We start from the raw sequence: 16,087 nt of genomic DNA, 5'->3' as shown, positions 1-16,087 counted from the left end.
CGGTTGATATGCAGCCTAGATCCTTGAGTGGCCGGCGTGGGACCAATCGTGCCGTGGGACAGCGCGATCTCTCGAAAAACGCCACCCGACAAGACGCGCCTTGGGTGGCCTTCCTGAAAGATATTCTTAGACTTGAAATGCCCCTGATGCATTGATAGTCCTCGATAACTCATTGAAATCGCAGAAAATGCGACCGCCCTCCGAGCGCACCACCTTCATTTTTATAGCTTTTCTGGGCGGGGTTCGCGCTGCACGCCGCGATTCGGAACCAAAGCCCTCGCCCCGCATTCGCAACTGGTCGCCGAATGCGCTTGAAGGTGGAGGACGATGAGGGACGCTATGTCCGATGTTGCCGAGATCCGCGGCGCCGTTCACCTGTGCATCGACATGCAGAACATTTTCGCCCCCGATGGCCTTTGGGCGACGCCCTGGATGGAGCGGGTGCTGCCGACGGTCGTCTCGGTCGTTGCGCGCCACGCGGAGAGAACGATCTTCACACGCTTCATCACCCCGCAGGATCCGGAGGATCGCCCGGGGCAGTGGCAGAGTTATTTCCGCCGCTGGCGCCAGGCCACGCGCAGGCATCTGCCGTCATCGGCTCTGGAGCTCGTGCCGGCCTTGGCACGTTTCGTTCCGCCGGCGGCGATGATCGACAAGCCGGCCTATTCCGCGTTCAGCAATCCCGGTCTTGCGAGCCTGCTGGTCGAGAAGAACGTCGGCACCGTCGTGATATCGGGCGCGGAGACGGACGTCTGCGTGCTCTCGACGGTGCTGAGCGCCGTCGATCTCGGCTTCAGGATCGTCCTTGTCGAGGACGCGCTGTGCAGCTCGTCCGACGTCGGCCACGACGCGCTCATGACGATGTACCGCACCCGCTTCCACGGCCAGGTCGACCTGGTGACAGCGGAAGAGCTGGCCGAGGTCTGGCGGGAGTAGGGTCCGACGTCATTGAGCCGCGCAAGGTCCTCGCGCCCACGAGGCGGATCAAGCGACCGCGACGTCGGCCGCCACCGGTCTCGCATGCGGCGGCCGAGCATCGTCCGCGCCGGACCGCATGCTCAGGTAGGTTGGGTCGAAGCCGGCGAGCCGGACCAGGCCCGGCCAGTCCGTGATGGTCAAGGTCTTGCCCTGCCATTGCAGCAGATGGCAGCGGCGCAGCTCCTGGATGGTGCGGTTGGCATGGACCGGGGAGATGCTGCAGGCTGCGGCGAGGTCGGACTGGGTGAAGGGCGAGGACAACCTGAAATCCCGGGCGAGCCCGACGGTTTGCAGCCGCACCGTGATCTCGCAGAGCAGGTGCGCCACACGTGTCAACGCGTCCCGGCTGCCGAGGTTCACCGTCCAGTTGCGCTGGATGGCGTGATCGGCAAGCAGCATCAACAGCAAGGCGTGCGACATTGCCGGAGATCGCACCGCGAGCTCGCGAAAGAAGCGGTGCGGCACGAGCGCGACGATTGCGGAACCGAGCGCGGTCAGGTTGCCCTCGATGCGCGGGCGATACAGGCTTTGCAGGTTGGCGATGTCGCCGGGCACGCAAATCGCGGTGATCTGGCCATCTGCGCTTTCGTCATTCTGCCAGGACAGATATCCCTGGAGCACCAGGCAGCATTGCGTTGCCTCATCACCTTGCCGCAGGATGGTCTGATGCGCGCCGAAATGCGCGATGCTGCTCGGCATGTCCGCAAGCAGATCGAGATGTTCCGGGGTCAGTTCGACGAGGCTCGTCAGGCGGTCGGCCAGCCTCGAGAAAGCAAATCCTGCCTGCATTTGATCTCCGACGGCCCCCGTCGGCCCAAGTGTGGCCGATAATGACGGCGGAAAGCATTAACGTTTGATAGGTTCGTCTGGAGTATCGGCGAGGCAGCAGGCCGCTTGCCGATACAAGATCCTCACGTTCAATTGACGTTGTCGCCGAGCATGTTGCGGACGCCTGTGGTCACGGCGGCGAGGCCGCGCGTGCCGTGCATCAGCGCGATCTCGCCCTGCTGCTCGTGGCGGATGGCATGCGCCATGATGCGCAGACGAGGGTCGCCGCGGCTGTGCCACATCTGGTCGGCCATCCTGACCGCACCGCGGTGATGCCGGCTCATCGCCTCGATGAACAGCATGTCGAACTGGTCCGGCGGCGCGGTCTTGACCTGGCGCATCTCGGCCGGCGTCAGGAAGCCCGGCATCGCCGCCCGCTCCTCGGTGCTGCAATCGGGCATCTCCGTGTCGAACCAGCTCAGCCACCAATTCTCGAATATGCGGTTCTCTCCGGTCTGGCTCGCGACCATCAGCATTGCGAGCTTGCGCAGATGCGGATCCTGCGCGCGCTCGGCAGCCGTCCGCGCCAGCTCGATGCCCTGGGCATGATGCGTTGTCATGTGACGGATGTAGGCTTGGTCTTGATCCCTGTCGCGGCCCATCCACGGCGGCTCGTAACCATGACCGCCGAACAATGCGACCGCCCCGAGCACCGCAATCAAGGCCAGCGCGCCGGTGATCCATATATTCGTGAACCGCACGTCGCTGTCAGGCGCAGTCCCGCGCCTCCAGCGCAGGCGCGCGAACAGGGGATACATCACGGCGGAGGAGCCATGCACCAGCAGCCCGATCCAGTAGGGTTGTTGCAGCGTGAACAGCGGCTGCCAGAATGGAAACAGCGGCACCAGCACGAACCATTCCATGCCTGAAGAGAACGCGGCCCAGGGCAGCGCCAGCAGCAGGATCGTCATCGGCCGCAAGTCGGCCGTCCAGCGTCCGAGCACGCCGAAGAAAACCAACGCCCAGGAAAAATCGGCCCATTGGTGAAAGGCGATCCCGGCCAGGATCGCGCTCCAGGATGGCTCGGAGCTGATCGCCCAGTCGCGCGCAGGAATCGCGGCAACCGTCATCCAATCGACCGCCGCATCGCGGCCGATTCGGGCAGCGAAGAGCTGGCTGACGATTGTCGAAAACGTGCTGCTGATCAGGCCGAGTGCGGCCGCGGCAATCCAGCGCGAACGCCGCCGCTCGCCGGTGGTGCGCCGCGCCCCACTCGTGAGTGCTGGTCGCGGCTCGGCGTTCACGTCAGCTGCTTGAGCTTCTTCAGCGGATTGAGTTCGCTCGGCTTGTCCTGTTCGTCGCGCCCGCGCTCGGCCTGCGCCTTGCCGTCATCGTGCAGATCCTGGTCGCCGATGATCTCGCCGACGGCCTGCTTGGTCTTGCCGGCGATCCGCTGCTGCAGACCTTTGGTCTTGCCCATGAGCTGCCTCCGATATGTCCTGCCGTGGCTCACGCCGCTACCCCGGCGCCCTGAAGGGGGCGTGGGCGCCGGGGCTGCGGTCTTGCAAATTGCCTCCGGCGGCGGGGGGAGACGCCGGAAGCCTTGATCAGACTCTTCGCGACGCGGATGGTTCCTCTTGACGTCACCGCGCTTCGAGCGCGATGATCACGCCTTCGTTGCCCCGGAGCAGGATGGACGCATCCGGCACCGGCTCGGGCGGCCGATCCAGATGCGTCGACATCAAGAGACGGCCGCGACCTTGCCAGTGGAATTTCCGCGGTTCGGCCGCGAGATTGAGCGCGACCAGGATTTCGTTGCGGCCATCCCTCCGCTTGTACGCCAGGACATCATTCTGCGAGCGCAGCGGCTCGTAGCCGCCCCGTGGCAGGCCGGCATGCTCGCGCCGCAGCGCCATCAGCGCGCGAAACAGAGCGAGGATCGAGCGCTCGTCGCGCTGCTGTGCAGAGACATTGGCCGCACCATCGGGCGGCTCGAGCGGCAGCCATGGGCGGCCCGTCGTGAAGCCGCCATCGGGGCTGTCATCCCATCGCATCGGTGCGCGTTCGGGATCGCGGCACAGGCCATAGCCGGGCACGAGCTTCTCGAAGGGATCGCGGACGCGGCCCTGCGGAATCGGCACGCGCTTGCGGCCGATCTCGTCGCCCATGAAGAAGAACGGCGTTCCCCGCAGCGTCATCAGCAGCATCGCAAGCACGCGCATCTGCGCCTCGCCGATCTTGCTCGCGATCCGCTGCTTGTCGTGGCCGCCGATGACCCAGACCGGCCAGCCATCGTCAGGGATGGCGTTGAGATAGGCGTCGACCGTGGCCTGCAGCGACAGGGCGTCCCATTTGGAATCGAGCAGGGCGAAGTTGAGCGGCAGATGCAGGCGCGGCCGGTCGTTGCCGTAGAAGTGGCCGATGCGATCGGTCTTGCCCTGAACCTCGCCGCACAGCATCCGTCCGGGATAGGCATCGATCACCTCGCGGATGAACTCGATGCAATCCATCGTCTCGGGCCGGTCGTCGGTAAACACCGTCGTGTGCCGCTGCGGCGGCGGCTTGCCCTCTGCGTTGGGGTTCGACGGATTGTCGCGCAAGAGCCGGTCCTTGATCAGGACCGCGCTGGCGTCGACGCGAAAGCCATCGACCCCGCGGTCGAGCCAGAACCGCATGGAATCGGCGATCGCTGACCTTACCTCCGGGTTGCGCCAGTTGAGGTCGGGCTGCTCCACCAGGAAGGAATGATAGTAATATTGCCGTCGCGCCTCGCACCATTCCCATCCGCTGCCGCCGAACCGGCTCAGCCAGTTGTTGGGCGGCCCGCCGTTCTCGGCAGGATCGGCCCAGATGTACCAATCCGCTTTCGCGCTGTTGCGCGAGCTCGCGCTCTCGACGAACCATGCGTGGTCGTTCGCGGTGTGATTGGGGACGAGGTCGAGGATAAGCCGGATGCCCGCACCGTGCAGCGCTTCGAGCAGGCGATCGAACTCCTCGAGGCTGCCGAAGGCGGGATCGATCGAACAATAGTCGGAGATGTCGTAGCCGAGGTCGCGGAAGGGGCTTTTGTAGATCGGCGTCAGCCACACCGCATCGACGCCGAGCCATTTCAAATAGTCGATGCGCGACATCAATCCGGCAAGGTCGCCCTTGCCGTCGCCGTTCGAGTCCTGAAAGGAGATCAGCGCGATCTCGTAGACGACGGCGGATTCCCACCACGCAGCTTCGTCACGGGACGCGTCGCTCATCACCTTGCTTCACCTCGTTTGTCTCGACACCTGTCTTGGCATGCGCCGCGATTTGCCTTGCCGCAGTTCGGGCGCTCTCGATGCCCTTGGGAAAGCCGCTGCGGTTGGGATAGAGCTTGCGCCGTGCATCGCGCGACGGGCGGCGCGGCTTGGTGTCCTGCGCGGCACGGTAGTCGAGGACAGCGATGCCGCCGACCATCAGCAGTGCGAGTGCGATATTGCCCTTCTTGGGATTGTCCGCCGTCAGCCCGGACAGCAGTGCGGCGGCATCGAGGCCGTCGCCGCCGACGCGAGCCCATAGGCCGGCGTTTTTCTCGACCGACAGCGTCATGATCCCGGCCATGATTTCGCGCACGCCGAAGGCGCGGACCAGCGTCTCATGGCCTTCCATGCCCAGCGTGCGGGTGACGCGCCGCGGCGCGAACAACTCGACGACGCCGAGACCGATGCTGAACCAGCCGAGCGCGCGCGCGAGCTGGTCCGCCGGCTGCTTCAGGCTCGGTCCGCCCTCGAGGATCTTGGGGTCGCCCTTGGTGCGAACGATGTTGGAGAAGTGAAACATGGCTGGTCCTTCAGGGCTTCAGTACGACCTTGACGCAGGAATCGCGCTTGTCGCGAAACACCTGGTACATCTCCGGTCCCTGTGCGAGCGCGACGGTGTGGGTGATGACGAAGGACGGGTCGATCTCGCCTTCTTCGATGCGGCGGAGCAGGTCGTCGGTCCAGCGGTTGACGTGGGTCTGGCCGGTTCGCATCGTCAGGCCCTTGTTCATGAAGGCGCCCATCGGGAGCATGTCGGACAGGCCGCTGTACACGCCCGGCACCGAGATGATGCCGCCGGGACGGCAGACATAGATCATCTCGCGCAGCACGTGGGGCCGGTCACTCTCGGCCATCACCATCTGCTTGGCGCGGTCGAGCAGGGTGTCGGGCAGCGACGGCATCACATGAGATTCCATGCCGACGCAATCGATGCATTTTTCCGGGCCCTTGCCGTCGGTCAGCTCCTGGAGGCGCTCCACCACGCTCTCGGTCTCGAAGTTGATCGTGGTGGCGCCGCCGGCCTCGGCCATGCTGAGCCGCTCGGGCAGGCAGTCGATCGCGATCACCTGGTTGGCGCCGAGCAGGATGGCGCTGCGGATCGCCATCTGCCCGACCGGGCCACAGCCCCAGATCGCGACCGTGTCGGTCGGCTCGATGTCGCATTGCGCGGCGGCCTGCCAGCCGGTGGGGAAGATGTCGCTGAGGAACAGCAATTGCTCATCCGGAATGCCCGCCGGAACCTTGATGTGGGTGGCGTCGGCAAAGGGCACCCGGAGATATTCGGCCTGGCCGCCGGGATAGCCGCCGGTCAGATGCGTGTAGCCAAACAGGCCCGCCGTCGCGTGTCCGAACACCTTGTCGGCGAGATGACGCTTGCGGTTCGTCGTCTCGCACACCGAGAAATTGCCGCGCTTGCACTGGTCGCATTCACCGCAGATGATCGTGAACGGCACGACGACGCGGTCGCCCTTCTTGAGCTTGCCATTGACACCCGAGCCGACCTCGACCACTTCGCCCATGGTCTCGTGGCCCATGATGTCGCCGGGCAGCATGCCCGGAATGAAATTGTGAAAGAGGTGCAGGTCGGAGCCGCATATGGCGCAGCTCGTCACCTTGATGATGGCATCACGCGGATCCTGGATCTCGGGGTCGGTGACGGTGTCGCACCGGATGTCCTCCTTGCCGTGCCAGACCAGCGCCTTCATCTTCGTCCTCCCGGTTGAGCCACGTGCCATCTAAGTCCAGGCCCGTACGATGGTTGCTATCGCCGCGCGCAAATTCTTCGCGCTGCGCAAATAGGAACGGGAGAGCAGGGCGGCGATTGAGCGAGATCACCTCAATTCAGAGACCTCAATTGCAAGGATTTGCCGCATGCCCGCCAATCAACTCGCCGTCGTCACGGGCGCCTCAACCGGTATCGGTCTGGAACTCGCCAGGTGTTGCGCGCAGGCCGGATTCAATCTCGTCATCGCCGCGGACGAGCCTCAGATCGAGCGGGTGGCCGTCGATCTGCGCCGGCACGGCGGCAGCGTGGAGCCGGTCGAGGCCGATCTTGCCACCACTGAGGGCGTCGACAAGCTGTGCGCGGCGGTCGGCGATCGGCCGATCGATGCGCTGCTGGCCAATGCCGGCATCGGCCTCGGCAAGGCATTCCTCGATCAGGACTTTGCCAGGGTAAAACACCTCATCGACACCAACATCACCGGCACGCTGTATCTGATCCACCGCGTCGGCAATGAGATGCTCCGCCGCAATGCCGGCCGGATCCTGATCACCGGCTCGATCGCCGGCTTCATGCCAGGCAGTTTCCAGGCCGCCTACAACGCCAGCAAGGCGTTCCTCGATTCATTTTCATTTGCGCTACGCGAGGAGCTGCGCGACAGCGGCGTCACCGTGACCTGCCTGATGCCGGGTGCGACCGAGACCGAGTTCTTCCGCCGCGCGGACATGATGGACACCAAGGTCGGCACCGACAAGAAGGACGGCGCCTACGATGTTGCCAAGGTCGGCTTCGATGCGATGATGCGGGGGGAGTCCGACGTCGTCGCCGGGATGAAGAACAAGATCCAGACGACGGTCGCGAACGTCACGCCGAACGAGATGCTGGCCAAGCAGCATCGCAAGATGGCGGAGCCGGGTACTGCGAGATCTTAGAGCGACGCGCGCGCACCCTTGCGGTGCGCGCGAACCGTTTTGCGAGGCGAAAGAAGACCCCGATTCACATAGCCTAATGCGCCGCGGCCCTCAAACCGTCAAATTGTACGGGCTGAACCAAGAGGGGGCTGCTGTGGCGATGGACCGCATCGAACAGGCCTTTATCGCGACTGCCGTTACGGGTTTTCTCGTGATGATGGTTGCGATCGTCTGGATGATGATGAGCTGAAGGTGGGGAGCTTGCCGTCTTGCGCATCGCGCTACCTTACGCCGCAGTTATCCTGTGCCTGGCGGTGACCGCCTGGCTTGCTTTCGCGCATCTATTTTGATCGTCGCCCGGCTGCGAGCTTTCAACCGCATTGACTAGACCGGCTGCGCGGCGATGAGCCCGGTGAGCTTCCGTGCCATCGCCGCAATATCGATCGGCTTTTCCAGCACCGGCACGTCCTGAAATTCCGGACTGAGCGTGATCTTGTCGTAACCGGTGGTGAAAAGGAAGGGCACGTTCCGTGCTCTCAGCTCGCGGGCGATCGGAAAGATCATCTCGTCGCGAATGTTCACGTCGAGCACGGCGGCGTCCAGGACGCTGCCGTCATGCAGGATCTTGAGCGCCGCTTCGAGATCACCGACGGGACCGGCGATCTCGGCGCCCAGCGCGCGGAATGTCTTGCCGATGTCATCGGCGAGAAAATACTCGTCCTCGACGACGAAGATGCGGCGTCCCTTGAGCTCTGCGCGCTGATGCGACGACGTCGCCATGGTGTGTCAGCCTCCAAACGCATAGGAACATAAGCCGGCGATCCGCCTTGGTGCAAACTGCAAACGATGCAATCGGAGGCCGGTTCCATGGGCAACCGCGACATCATTGTCATCGGGGGCTCGGCCGGAGCGACCGCGCCGCTGAAGCAGATTTTGAGCCGTCTGCCCGCGGACTTGCCCGCCGCGGTTTTTGTCGTGCTGCACATCCCGGCCCAAGGCATCGGCATCCTTTCCACGGTCGCCAGCAGTGCCGGCCCGCTTCCCGTCCGGCAGGCCGAAGACGGCATGAAGATCGAGCCCGGTCAGATCTACCTGGGTGCTCCGGACCATCATCTTCTCGTCACGGAGGACCGCATCTTTCTAGGCCGCGGCCCGCGCGAGAACATGGTGCGGCCGGCTATCGATGCCCTGTTCCGCTCGGCCGCCCTCTATCACGGGCCGCGCGTCATTGGCGTGCTCCTGAGCGGCCTGTTGTCGGACGGCGCTTCCGGCCTCAACGCCATCAAGCGCTGCGGCGGGATGGCCGTGGTGCAAGACCCCGCGGACGCGATCTCGGACGAAATGCCGCGGCGCGCCATGGAGGCGACCACCATCGACCTCTGCGTTCCCGGCGCCACCATGGGCGACGTGCTGTCTGAACTGGTCAGGGAGCAGGCCGGAGCCGCACTGCCGATCCCGCCCGAGATCAGGCTCGAGGTCGAGATCGCGGCCGGTGAGCGGATCGGCAGCGACAATCTCGTCTCTATGGCCGACCCTGTCGCCCTGACCTGTCCAACCTGCGGTGGGGTGCTCTCGGAGGTCAAGAACGCCCGCCCGATGCGTTTCCGCTGCCAGGTCGGCCACGGTTTCACCGCCGATGCGCTCGCCAAGGAGCAGGAGGGGCGCGTCGATGAAGCCTTGCGCGTGGCGCTGCGGATCATCGAGGAGCGGGCGGAACTGGTGCAGCGTATGGCCGACGATGGTCGGCGCACGGGCCGGGCTGCCGTCGCGGAGATGTACGAAGCTCGGGCGCTCGAATACCGCGAATATGCCGACATGATCCGACGCGTCGTGCTAAAGTCGCTCGATCCTTCCGTGGGCAAACGGGAGGCGTGAAGGCGCAGTCATGGCCATTTCCCTCGCCGAACGCGTCGCGCAGCTCGATGCCGAGCAACGCCTGCTGGTGAAGGCGGAGCAGGATATCGAGAGCGGCTGGCAGCGGGTCCGCGATCAGGAGGACCGGGTGCGCGAGCTCATGGCAGGCGGCCATGACACGCGTCAGGCGGAGCGGCTGGTCGACCTGCTCAAGCAGACGCTGATCGAATGGGAGCGCCACCGCACGCTGATCGAGCAACGCGTGACCTTTCTCCAGCACGAGGTTAATCCGGAAGCATAGGGCGGTTGGCGCCTGACCTCCCGCGTGCGCCCCTTCCGCAGCGACAGCAGGACGCCCGACACGCGCTCGTCCCTCTAAATCGGGCTACCTGGAAGAGGCGCCGGGACATTTTTGCCTTTGAAGTGTTGGGATAATATCGAATTCTGTTATTGCAGGGGCGGGGCTCCCTTTGGGTTCCGCCAGCCAGTGAGCTACCAGAGCCATGACCGAAAACGGCCACCAGCCGGTCGACGCCCAGCACCAGAGCAAGACCCCGCTGATCATAGGGGTCGGCGCCTCGCCAGGCGCGCCAGACAGCATCGAACGCTTTTTCGCCAAGCTGATCGTTGGGACCGATCAGGCCGTCGTGTTGGCGCTTCAGCATCACGAGGCATTCGACGAGCCACGGCTGCGCGACATTGTGCAGAATTCCAACGGACACAGGATCGCTGAGATCGCCGACGGCCACCCCATCGAAGGTGGTACCATTTATCTGTGTCCACCCGCCATGATCACCACCGTCCAGGGTGATCGCTTTGCAATCCGCAAGGCCGAGCAGGCGCCCGGCGAGCGCGCCACGATCGACAGCTTCCTGGTTTCGCTGGCGGAAGAGCGCGCCGAGCAGTCGATCGGCGTCATCCTCGCCGGTACTGGCGGCGATGGTACGCTCGGCACCGCAACGCTGAAGGATCACGGCGGTCTCGCCATCGCCGAGAAGATCGCAAAGGCGGACGAGGCCGGCCATCTCGACGGCAACACGCCGGCTGCGATCGCCGATTACGTGCTGCCGCCCGAGGATATCCCCGAGCACATCCAGGTCTATGCCCGTCATCTCAGGCGTCTGGAGGAGAAGCAGGGCTTCGACGAGGTGCTGGCTGCGGCCGCCAGCTCGCTGTCGCGCATCGCCGACATCCTGCGCAACAAGACCGGCAACGACTTCCACGGCTACAAGCAGAACACCTTTCTCCGCCGCGTGCAGCGGCGTATGCAGGTGGTGCGGATCGACGACATTGCCGCCTATTTGGATTTCCTTCGGAACGACAAGGACGAGGTCCAGCACCTCTTCAACGACCTCCTGATCGGCGTCACCGAGTTCTTCCGCGACAAGCGCGAATTCGAGGTTCTGGAAACCCAGATTGTACCGCAGATATTCGAGGGCAAGGGCGCCGGCCAGCAGGTCCGCGTCTGGGTGCTCGGCTGCGCCACCGGCGAGGAGGCCTATTCGATCGGCATTCTCCTGCGCGAGCACATGGCGCGAATGGATTCCGTGCCGCAGGTCCAGATCTTCGCCACCGACATCGACGGGCGGGCGCTGGCGACCGCCCGCGTCGGCCGCTATCGCACCAATATCGAGGCGGACATGACCAGCGAGCGGCTGGCGCGCTGGTTCGTGCGCGAGGGCGATACCTATTGCGTGGTGAAAGAGCTGCGCGAGATGTGCATTTTTTCCCAGCACAACGTCATCAAGGATGCGCCGTTCTCCAAGCTGGATCTCGTCTCCTGCCGCAATCTGCTGATCTATCTCAACGCCGAGCTGCAGAACCGCGTCATTCCGCTGTTTCATTTCGCGCTGCTGCCGGAGCGGTATCTGTTCCTCGGCAATTCCGAGAACGTGACCCGGCATCCGAAGCTGTTCGCCCCGGTCGACCGCCGCGCCCGGATATTCAAGAAGCTCGAGACCGGAACGCGGCTGCCGCCGGAATTTCCGATCACGACCGCGGCGGGCAGGACGCCGGTCGAGGTGCCGCCGGTTCGCTCGTTCGGGCCCGACGTCGGCCTCGAGCGACGCGCGCAGCGCATCGCGGAGCGCTATGCGCCGGCCTATGTCATCACCGACGAGAATTTTCAGGTCCTGCATTTCTCCGGGCGCACCGGCCGCTACATCGAGCCGAACGCAGGCGCCGCCACGCTCGATCTGCTGCAGCTCGTGCACCGCGATCTCCGGCTGGAATTGCGTACCGCACTCAGCCGCGCGGCCGAGACCAACGAGTCCGTCCATGCCGAGCAGGTGCAACTCGGGGTGAACGGTCACCGCGTCCTGGTGGACATTACAGTCGAGCCGATCCAGGAGGGCGCCGGCGGCCACCGCAATTTCGTCGTCCTGTTCAAGGACGGCCCGGCGCGGACCATCGAGGCCGACCCCGCCAATCCCAGCGCCCTGGTGCGCACCGAGCATGTCGAGCGTCTCGAGAACGATCTGCGTGCGACCCGCGAGCGCCTTCAGGCGACCATCGAGGAGCTCGAGAGCACCAACGAGGAGCTGAAATCGTCGAACGAGGAATACCAATCGCTGAACGAGGAGTTGCAGTCGGCCAACGAGGAGCTGGAGACCTCGCGCGAGGAGCTGCAATCGGTCAACGAGGAGCTGACCACCGTCAACGGCGAGCTGGCGCACCGCGTTCAGGAGCTGACGCGCGCCACCAGCGACCTCAAGAATTTCCTCGAGAGCACGCAGATCGCCACGGTGTTCCTCGACAACGATTTGCGCGTGATGAACTTCACGCCCGCCATCACCCAGCTCCTGCATCTGGTCGAGACCGACACGGGCCGCCCGATCAGCCATATCAAGGCGCGCATCCCGATCGAGGAGCTTTACGATGACGTCCGCCGGGTGCTGCGCACGCTCGCCAGCGTCGAGCGCGAGCTGAGCGCGCCGGACAGCGGCACGCGTTATATCGTGCGCATCCTGCCATATCGCAGCATCGACAATTTCATCGCGGGTGTCGTCATGACCTTCATCGACGTCACCGCAATCACCCGCGCCGAGGAGCGGCAGCGCCTGCTGCTGGCCGAGCTCCAGCACCGGGTCCGCAACACGCTCGGCGTGGTGCGCTCGATTGCCCGCCGCTCGGCGGAAACGAGCTCGACCGTGGAGGAATACGCTTCCCATCTCGACGGGCGTCTCAATGCCTTCGCCCGCACCCAGGCGCTGGTGACGCGCGATCCCGAAGGCGGCGTCGATCTGGAATATCTCGTCGTCGAGGAGCTGGTCGCCTACAATGCCAGGGAAGGCGAGCAGATGCGGGTTTCGGGCCCCAAAATCCGTTTCCAGCCCAAGGCCGCCGAAACCTTCGCGCTCTCGATCCACGAACTCGCCACCAATGCGCTCAAGTACGGGGCACTCAGTCAGCCAAGCGGGCGCATCGAGGTCACCTGGCGCGTCGATGAGAGCACCGAGCCGGCGGAGCTGGTGTTCGAGTGGCGGGAGCGCGGCGGGCCTGCTGTCACGACAAGGCCGCGAAAAGGATTCGGAACCGAGCTTCTGGAGCGCACACTGGCGTTCGAGCTGAAGGGGCAGACCACGATGGCATTCAATTCTGCCGGGCTGCAATGCACCATCACCATCCCCTTGACAAAGCGCGCCTTCCACACACCGGTGGTGGCTGCCTGATGCCGCTGTCGACAGCCGATCGCAGCGTTTTGGAGCCGGCCATTCGTCGGCTGAGCGCGCTACGGCCGTTGTCGGCCGAGGCTCGCGCATCGCTGGAATACGCCATGCTCGAGGGCCTCCAGCGCGCCGGATCCGGCGAGGATCTGATCAGCGAGGGTGATTCCGTCGATGCCGTCCGCGTCCTGTTGTCGGGCTGGCTCGGCCGTTACAAGACGCTCGATGACGGCCGGCGCCAGATCGTCAATTTCATCTTCCCGGGCGAAAGCTGCGATGCGCATGCTTACCTGCTGTCGGAGATGGATCATTCGATCGTGGCGCTGACGCCCGTGGTCTATGCCGAGATCAAGCGCATTCGCTTCGAGAGCCTCCTGGCCAACAATCCCACGCTGTCGGAAGCGTTCTGGTGCGAGACGCTGCTCAACAATGCGATCCAGCGGGAATGGGCGATCAATCTCGGCCGTCGCGTCGCGCTGGAGCGCGTGGCGCACCTGTTCTGCGAAATCTTCGAGCGGCTTCGCCCGGTGGGAATGGTCGACGGCAATTCCTGCCTCATGCCCGTCACGCAGACGGATCTCGCCGATGCGACGGGGCTTTCGGTCGTTCACCTCAATCGGACGCTCCAGGAGCTGCGCGCGGCGAAGCTGATCGTGCTGCGCGAGCGGACGCTGACCATCCCGGACCTCGATGCGCTCAAGAACGCGGCGCTGTATTCGCCTAGCTATCTCGGGATCTACCGGGCGACTGAAGCGGTCCGTTGACGCCGTTCCGTCGCGGCCAGACGAGTCATTTCGCTGAGATGGGCCGGAACAGGATGTCGTCCTGCTCGCAATCACGCCGGTTTGGGACGCTGTCCGTCCTGCACACCAACATCGTCTTCACTCGGAAAAGGCTCGTGAGTTTTCCGGCCCAGGAACGTATCCGGTCGAGGAAGCGTCAATACCTCCAGCGATTCACGGATCGCCTTGCGAATCTGCTGCACGTGCTTCTCATCGGACTGCAACGGATAACGAGTTGGCTTCGCCATCAGGCGCTCCCCCGGTCATGCAGGCGGGAGCACCATTGGTCTCTCAGCCACCGGCGCCTACGGCAGAGCCACAGCCGGTGATGACGTGACCGTACACTGGCTGCGGCGCTTCAGCTAAGGAAATCGGGGATCTCCGGGTCAATTTCTTGTTCCAGGCCGCCGCCCGGAGTTGAGGGCGGTCCCCCCGGGGGTTGTAACAGCTTGATCCAGGTTAATCGCCGGCGCTTTTTGAGCCGTTGGCGCGATTTGAGTAACTTATGCAAGGGCGCTCGCGCCAGCTCTGTTGCATGATGCCTGATGCCAGACGCCCTGTTTGCCCGCGCAACACGCGCTATCGAAGAGAGTCGCGCCCTCCGGGAGCAGCATAGACAAGTTGCGGGCCGCTACGGCGACACCGTGAACGATTTACGTTTGGCCATTATGGACAGCGCCATGCTTCGCTCCGAGATCAGGGCGCGCCGGGACAACGAGGAATCGTAACTCCGGTCTTTTTCCCCAAACAGGCAACCGTTCCCTTTCTGGAACGTTAGATCCTTGGCCAGGCTGTGCAGCCTGGCATCAATACCCGTCGGAACGCAACGGCGCGATCGACCTCATGCACCAGGAGGACGCCTGATGAGGACGCGACATCGATTCAAGCAAGTCGACACTCTGGAAGCGCGGCTCGCCGCCGAGGCGGAGCGGCTACGCGAACAGGCCAGCTTGCTTCCGCCCGGCGCGGCGCGCGACGAAGTCCTGCGCAAGGCGCGTCAGGCGGAAACGGGGTCTCAGATGAGCGAGTGGCTGAGGTCGCCGGGCCTGCAGCCGCCAAGCTAGCCCGGCGCGATGCGCGTCGTCAGCGCCGCTTCGCGGCCTTGCTTCGCCGATTGTACGGGGAGCGGTTGACCGGCCGCAGCGATATTCCTTCGCGTTGCGCCTTGCTGCGAATGGCCGTGACGGGGCGCTGCAGCTTGATGCTCATCACGCCGGTCGGCGTGTTGCCTTTCGCAAGCTGCTTCAGCTTGCTTACATCCGCCGCTGTCCACGGCTCGCGCGCGCGGCGCTTGTAGGCGGGATTTGCCTTGCGCGGTCCTTTGCGGCCGATCGGTGAGCCCGGTCGTTTCCATGCTGCTCTTGCCATGATGATCCTCCTTCAAGTCGTCCTTGAACATACGAATCAGCATTTCGGTTCCGGCGCGGTCCAAACCGATCGGTCCTGCGGTTGTGCTTTGCGCAAAATCGCGCAGCGTTAACTTATTGAAATGCCGGAACCGGCTGTTGCGACGGAAGCTACAATCGTTGCCGGGCCGAGCCGCCTCGACCGGCAAGCGACTTGAGTGACAAGAGAACCTGGGCCCCGGCGCCCGATCCCCCGCCGGGGCCGATTTCCTTCCAACCGAATTGTCCACGAAAGTTCAAAAGTACAAATGACCGCCAAACGTAACCGCAGGAAACAGACCCAAACGCTTCAGGAGCGGCTGGCCGCTTTCGCCGAAAGCGCCCGCGAGCGCGCCCGCAACCTGCCGCCCGGCAGGGAACGCGAGATGCTGCTGCGTCGCGCCAAGCAGAACGAAGTGACCTCGAACCTCACGGATTGGCTCAGCGCACCCGTCGCTCCAAGGCGAGGACACCTGTAGTGGCAAGTATCAAGCACTACCGTGCGTTCCAGATCGATCCGGACGGGCACGTGTTCGGATGCATCAACCTCGTCTGCGACGACGACGAGCAGGCCAAGCGCGAAGCCGCCTCGCTCGTCCTGGTGCATCGCATCGAGCTGTGGCGGCTCGATCAACGGATCGCCAAATTCGATGCGCCGCAGGAGCTTGTTCGCCAGTAAGGCTTGGGAACCGCGCGCTGGGCGCCGGGTTGGGTCGGAGGGATTCGACTTC

18 protein-coding genes are annotated in these 16,087 nt (G+C 64.3%); 9 read left to right on the top strand and 9 right to left on the bottom strand.

The features are described 5' to 3' along the window. Window positions 1-327 precede the first annotated feature (327 nt). Window positions 328-936, top strand: coding sequence for a cysteine hydrolase family protein (locus tag GA0061099_RS21230; protein WP_036013669.1), 609 nt, complete (start codon window positions 328-330; stop codon window positions 934-936). Window positions 937-984: 48 nt separating this feature from the next. Here GA0061099_RS21230 and GA0061099_RS21225 read toward each other — a convergent pair whose 3' ends face one another. From GA0061099_RS21225 to GA0061099_RS21200, 6 genes are all read right to left on the bottom strand, one after another. Continuing rightward, window positions 985-1,767, bottom strand: a complete 783-nt coding sequence (locus GA0061099_RS21225; RefSeq protein WP_036025673.1) for a Crp/Fnr family transcriptional regulator — start codon at window positions 1,765-1,767, stop codon at window positions 985-987. 128 nt (window positions 1,768-1,895) lie between these two features. Then, window positions 1,896-3,050: a DUF305 domain-containing protein gene (locus GA0061099_RS21220; RefSeq protein ID WP_036025671.1), complete on the bottom strand. Its 1,155-nt coding sequence runs from the start codon at window positions 3,048-3,050 to the stop codon at window positions 1,896-1,898. After that, entirely contained in the window at window positions 3,047-3,226 is a 180-nt protein-coding gene (locus GA0061099_RS21215) for a hypothetical protein (protein ID WP_027575113.1), read from the bottom strand. Before GA0061099_RS21215 ends, GA0061099_RS21220 begins: the two co-directional genes overlap by 4 nt. Window positions 3,227-3,389: 163 nt before the next feature. Further along, on the bottom strand, window positions 3,390-4,994 hold the full coding sequence (locus GA0061099_RS21210; protein ID WP_074448015.1) for an alpha-amylase family glycosyl hydrolase: 1,605 nt from the start codon (window positions 4,992-4,994) through the stop codon (window positions 3,390-3,392). Then, window positions 4,975-5,556, bottom strand: coding sequence for a hypothetical protein (locus tag GA0061099_RS21205; protein ID WP_036025649.1), 582 nt, complete (start codon window positions 5,554-5,556; stop codon window positions 4,975-4,977). The genes GA0061099_RS21210 and GA0061099_RS21205 overlap by 20 nt, the downstream gene beginning before the upstream one ends. Before the next feature lie 10 nt (window positions 5,557-5,566). Beyond that, window positions 5,567-6,742 carry a zinc-dependent alcohol dehydrogenase gene (locus GA0061099_RS21200; protein WP_036025647.1) on the bottom strand — a complete coding sequence of 392 codons (1,176 nt, stop codon included), beginning with the start codon at window positions 6,740-6,742 and terminating at the stop codon, window positions 5,567-5,569. A 166-nt stretch (window positions 6,743-6,908) separates the two neighbouring features. On the opposite strand from GA0061099_RS21200, the gene GA0061099_RS21195 reads away from it, so the two are divergent. Then, a complete protein-coding gene (locus GA0061099_RS21195; RefSeq protein ID WP_036025645.1) occupies window positions 6,909-7,691 on the top strand; it encodes an SDR family NAD(P)-dependent oxidoreductase in 783 nt (260 codons plus the stop codon). 363 nt (window positions 7,692-8,054) lie between these two features. On the opposite strand, the gene GA0061099_RS21190 is transcribed toward GA0061099_RS21195, so the two are convergent. Further along, window positions 8,055-8,450, bottom strand: a complete 396-nt coding sequence (locus GA0061099_RS21190; protein ID WP_036025643.1) for a response regulator — start codon at window positions 8,448-8,450, stop codon at window positions 8,055-8,057. 87 nt (window positions 8,451-8,537) lie between these two features. Between GA0061099_RS21190 and GA0061099_RS21185 the strand changes: the two genes are divergently transcribed. The 4 genes from GA0061099_RS21185 to GA0061099_RS21170 all read left to right on the top strand — a co-directional run bounded on the left by GA0061099_RS21185 (window position 8,538) and on the right by GA0061099_RS21170 (window position 13,953). Next, on the top strand, window positions 8,538-9,545 hold the full coding sequence (locus GA0061099_RS21185; protein ID WP_036025660.1) for a chemotaxis protein CheB: 1,008 nt from the start codon (window positions 8,538-8,540) through the stop codon (window positions 9,543-9,545). A 10-nt stretch (window positions 9,546-9,555) separates the two neighbouring features. After that, window positions 9,556-9,825 (top strand): hypothetical protein, encoded by a 270-nt coding sequence (locus tag GA0061099_RS21180; protein ID WP_036025640.1) that lies wholly within the window; start codon window positions 9,556-9,558, stop codon window positions 9,823-9,825. Window positions 9,826-10,027: 202 nt separating this feature from the next. Next, complete coding sequence (locus GA0061099_RS21175) at window positions 10,028-13,195, top strand: CheR family methyltransferase (RefSeq protein ID WP_036025639.1); 3,168 nt, start codon at window positions 10,028-10,030, stop codon at window positions 13,193-13,195. Next, window positions 13,195-13,953, top strand: a complete 759-nt coding sequence (locus tag GA0061099_RS21170; RefSeq protein WP_074448014.1) for a Crp/Fnr family transcriptional regulator — start codon at window positions 13,195-13,197, stop codon at window positions 13,951-13,953. The genes GA0061099_RS21175 and GA0061099_RS21170 overlap by 1 nt, the downstream gene beginning before the upstream one ends. Window positions 13,954-14,024: 71 nt before the next feature. Here GA0061099_RS21170 and GA0061099_RS21165 read toward each other — a convergent pair whose 3' ends face one another. Beyond that, window positions 14,025-14,219 (bottom strand): hypothetical protein, encoded by a 195-nt coding sequence (locus GA0061099_RS21165; protein ID WP_074448013.1) that lies wholly within the window; start codon window positions 14,217-14,219, stop codon window positions 14,025-14,027. A gap of 615 nt (window positions 14,220-14,834) precedes the next feature. Here GA0061099_RS21165 and GA0061099_RS21155 point away from each other — a divergent pair. Next, the gene (locus GA0061099_RS21155; protein WP_036025636.1) at window positions 14,835-15,035 is read left to right on the top strand and encodes a hypothetical protein; all 201 of its coding nucleotides are present in this window, start codon (window positions 14,835-14,837) and stop codon (window positions 15,033-15,035) included. 19 nt (window positions 15,036-15,054) lie between these two features. Here the strand turns inward: GA0061099_RS21155 and GA0061099_RS21150 are convergent, their stop codons facing one another. Then, window positions 15,055-15,339, bottom strand: coding sequence for a hypothetical protein (locus GA0061099_RS21150; protein ID WP_036025635.1), 285 nt, complete (start codon window positions 15,337-15,339; stop codon window positions 15,055-15,057). 286 nt (window positions 15,340-15,625) lie between these two features. Between GA0061099_RS21150 and GA0061099_RS21145 the strand changes: the two genes are divergently transcribed. Both GA0061099_RS21145 and GA0061099_RS21140 read left to right on the top strand, forming a co-directional pair. Further along, window positions 15,626-15,835, top strand: coding sequence for a hypothetical protein (locus GA0061099_RS21145; RefSeq protein ID WP_036025634.1), 210 nt, complete (start codon window positions 15,626-15,628; stop codon window positions 15,833-15,835). Further along, window positions 15,835-16,035 (top strand): hypothetical protein, encoded by a 201-nt coding sequence (locus tag GA0061099_RS21140; protein WP_036013732.1) that lies wholly within the window; start codon window positions 15,835-15,837, stop codon window positions 16,033-16,035. Before GA0061099_RS21145 ends, GA0061099_RS21140 begins: the two co-directional genes overlap by 1 nt. The last annotated feature ends 52 nt before the right edge of the window (window positions 16,036-16,087 follow it).

It is taken from the genome of Bradyrhizobium yuanmingense (assembly GCF_900094575.1).
Classification (GTDB): domain Bacteria; phylum Pseudomonadota; class Alphaproteobacteria; order Rhizobiales; family Xanthobacteraceae; genus Bradyrhizobium; species Bradyrhizobium yuanmingense.
The sequence above is the reverse complement of the archived record's forward strand: the minus strand, read 5'-3'. Positions and strand labels throughout refer to the sequence as shown.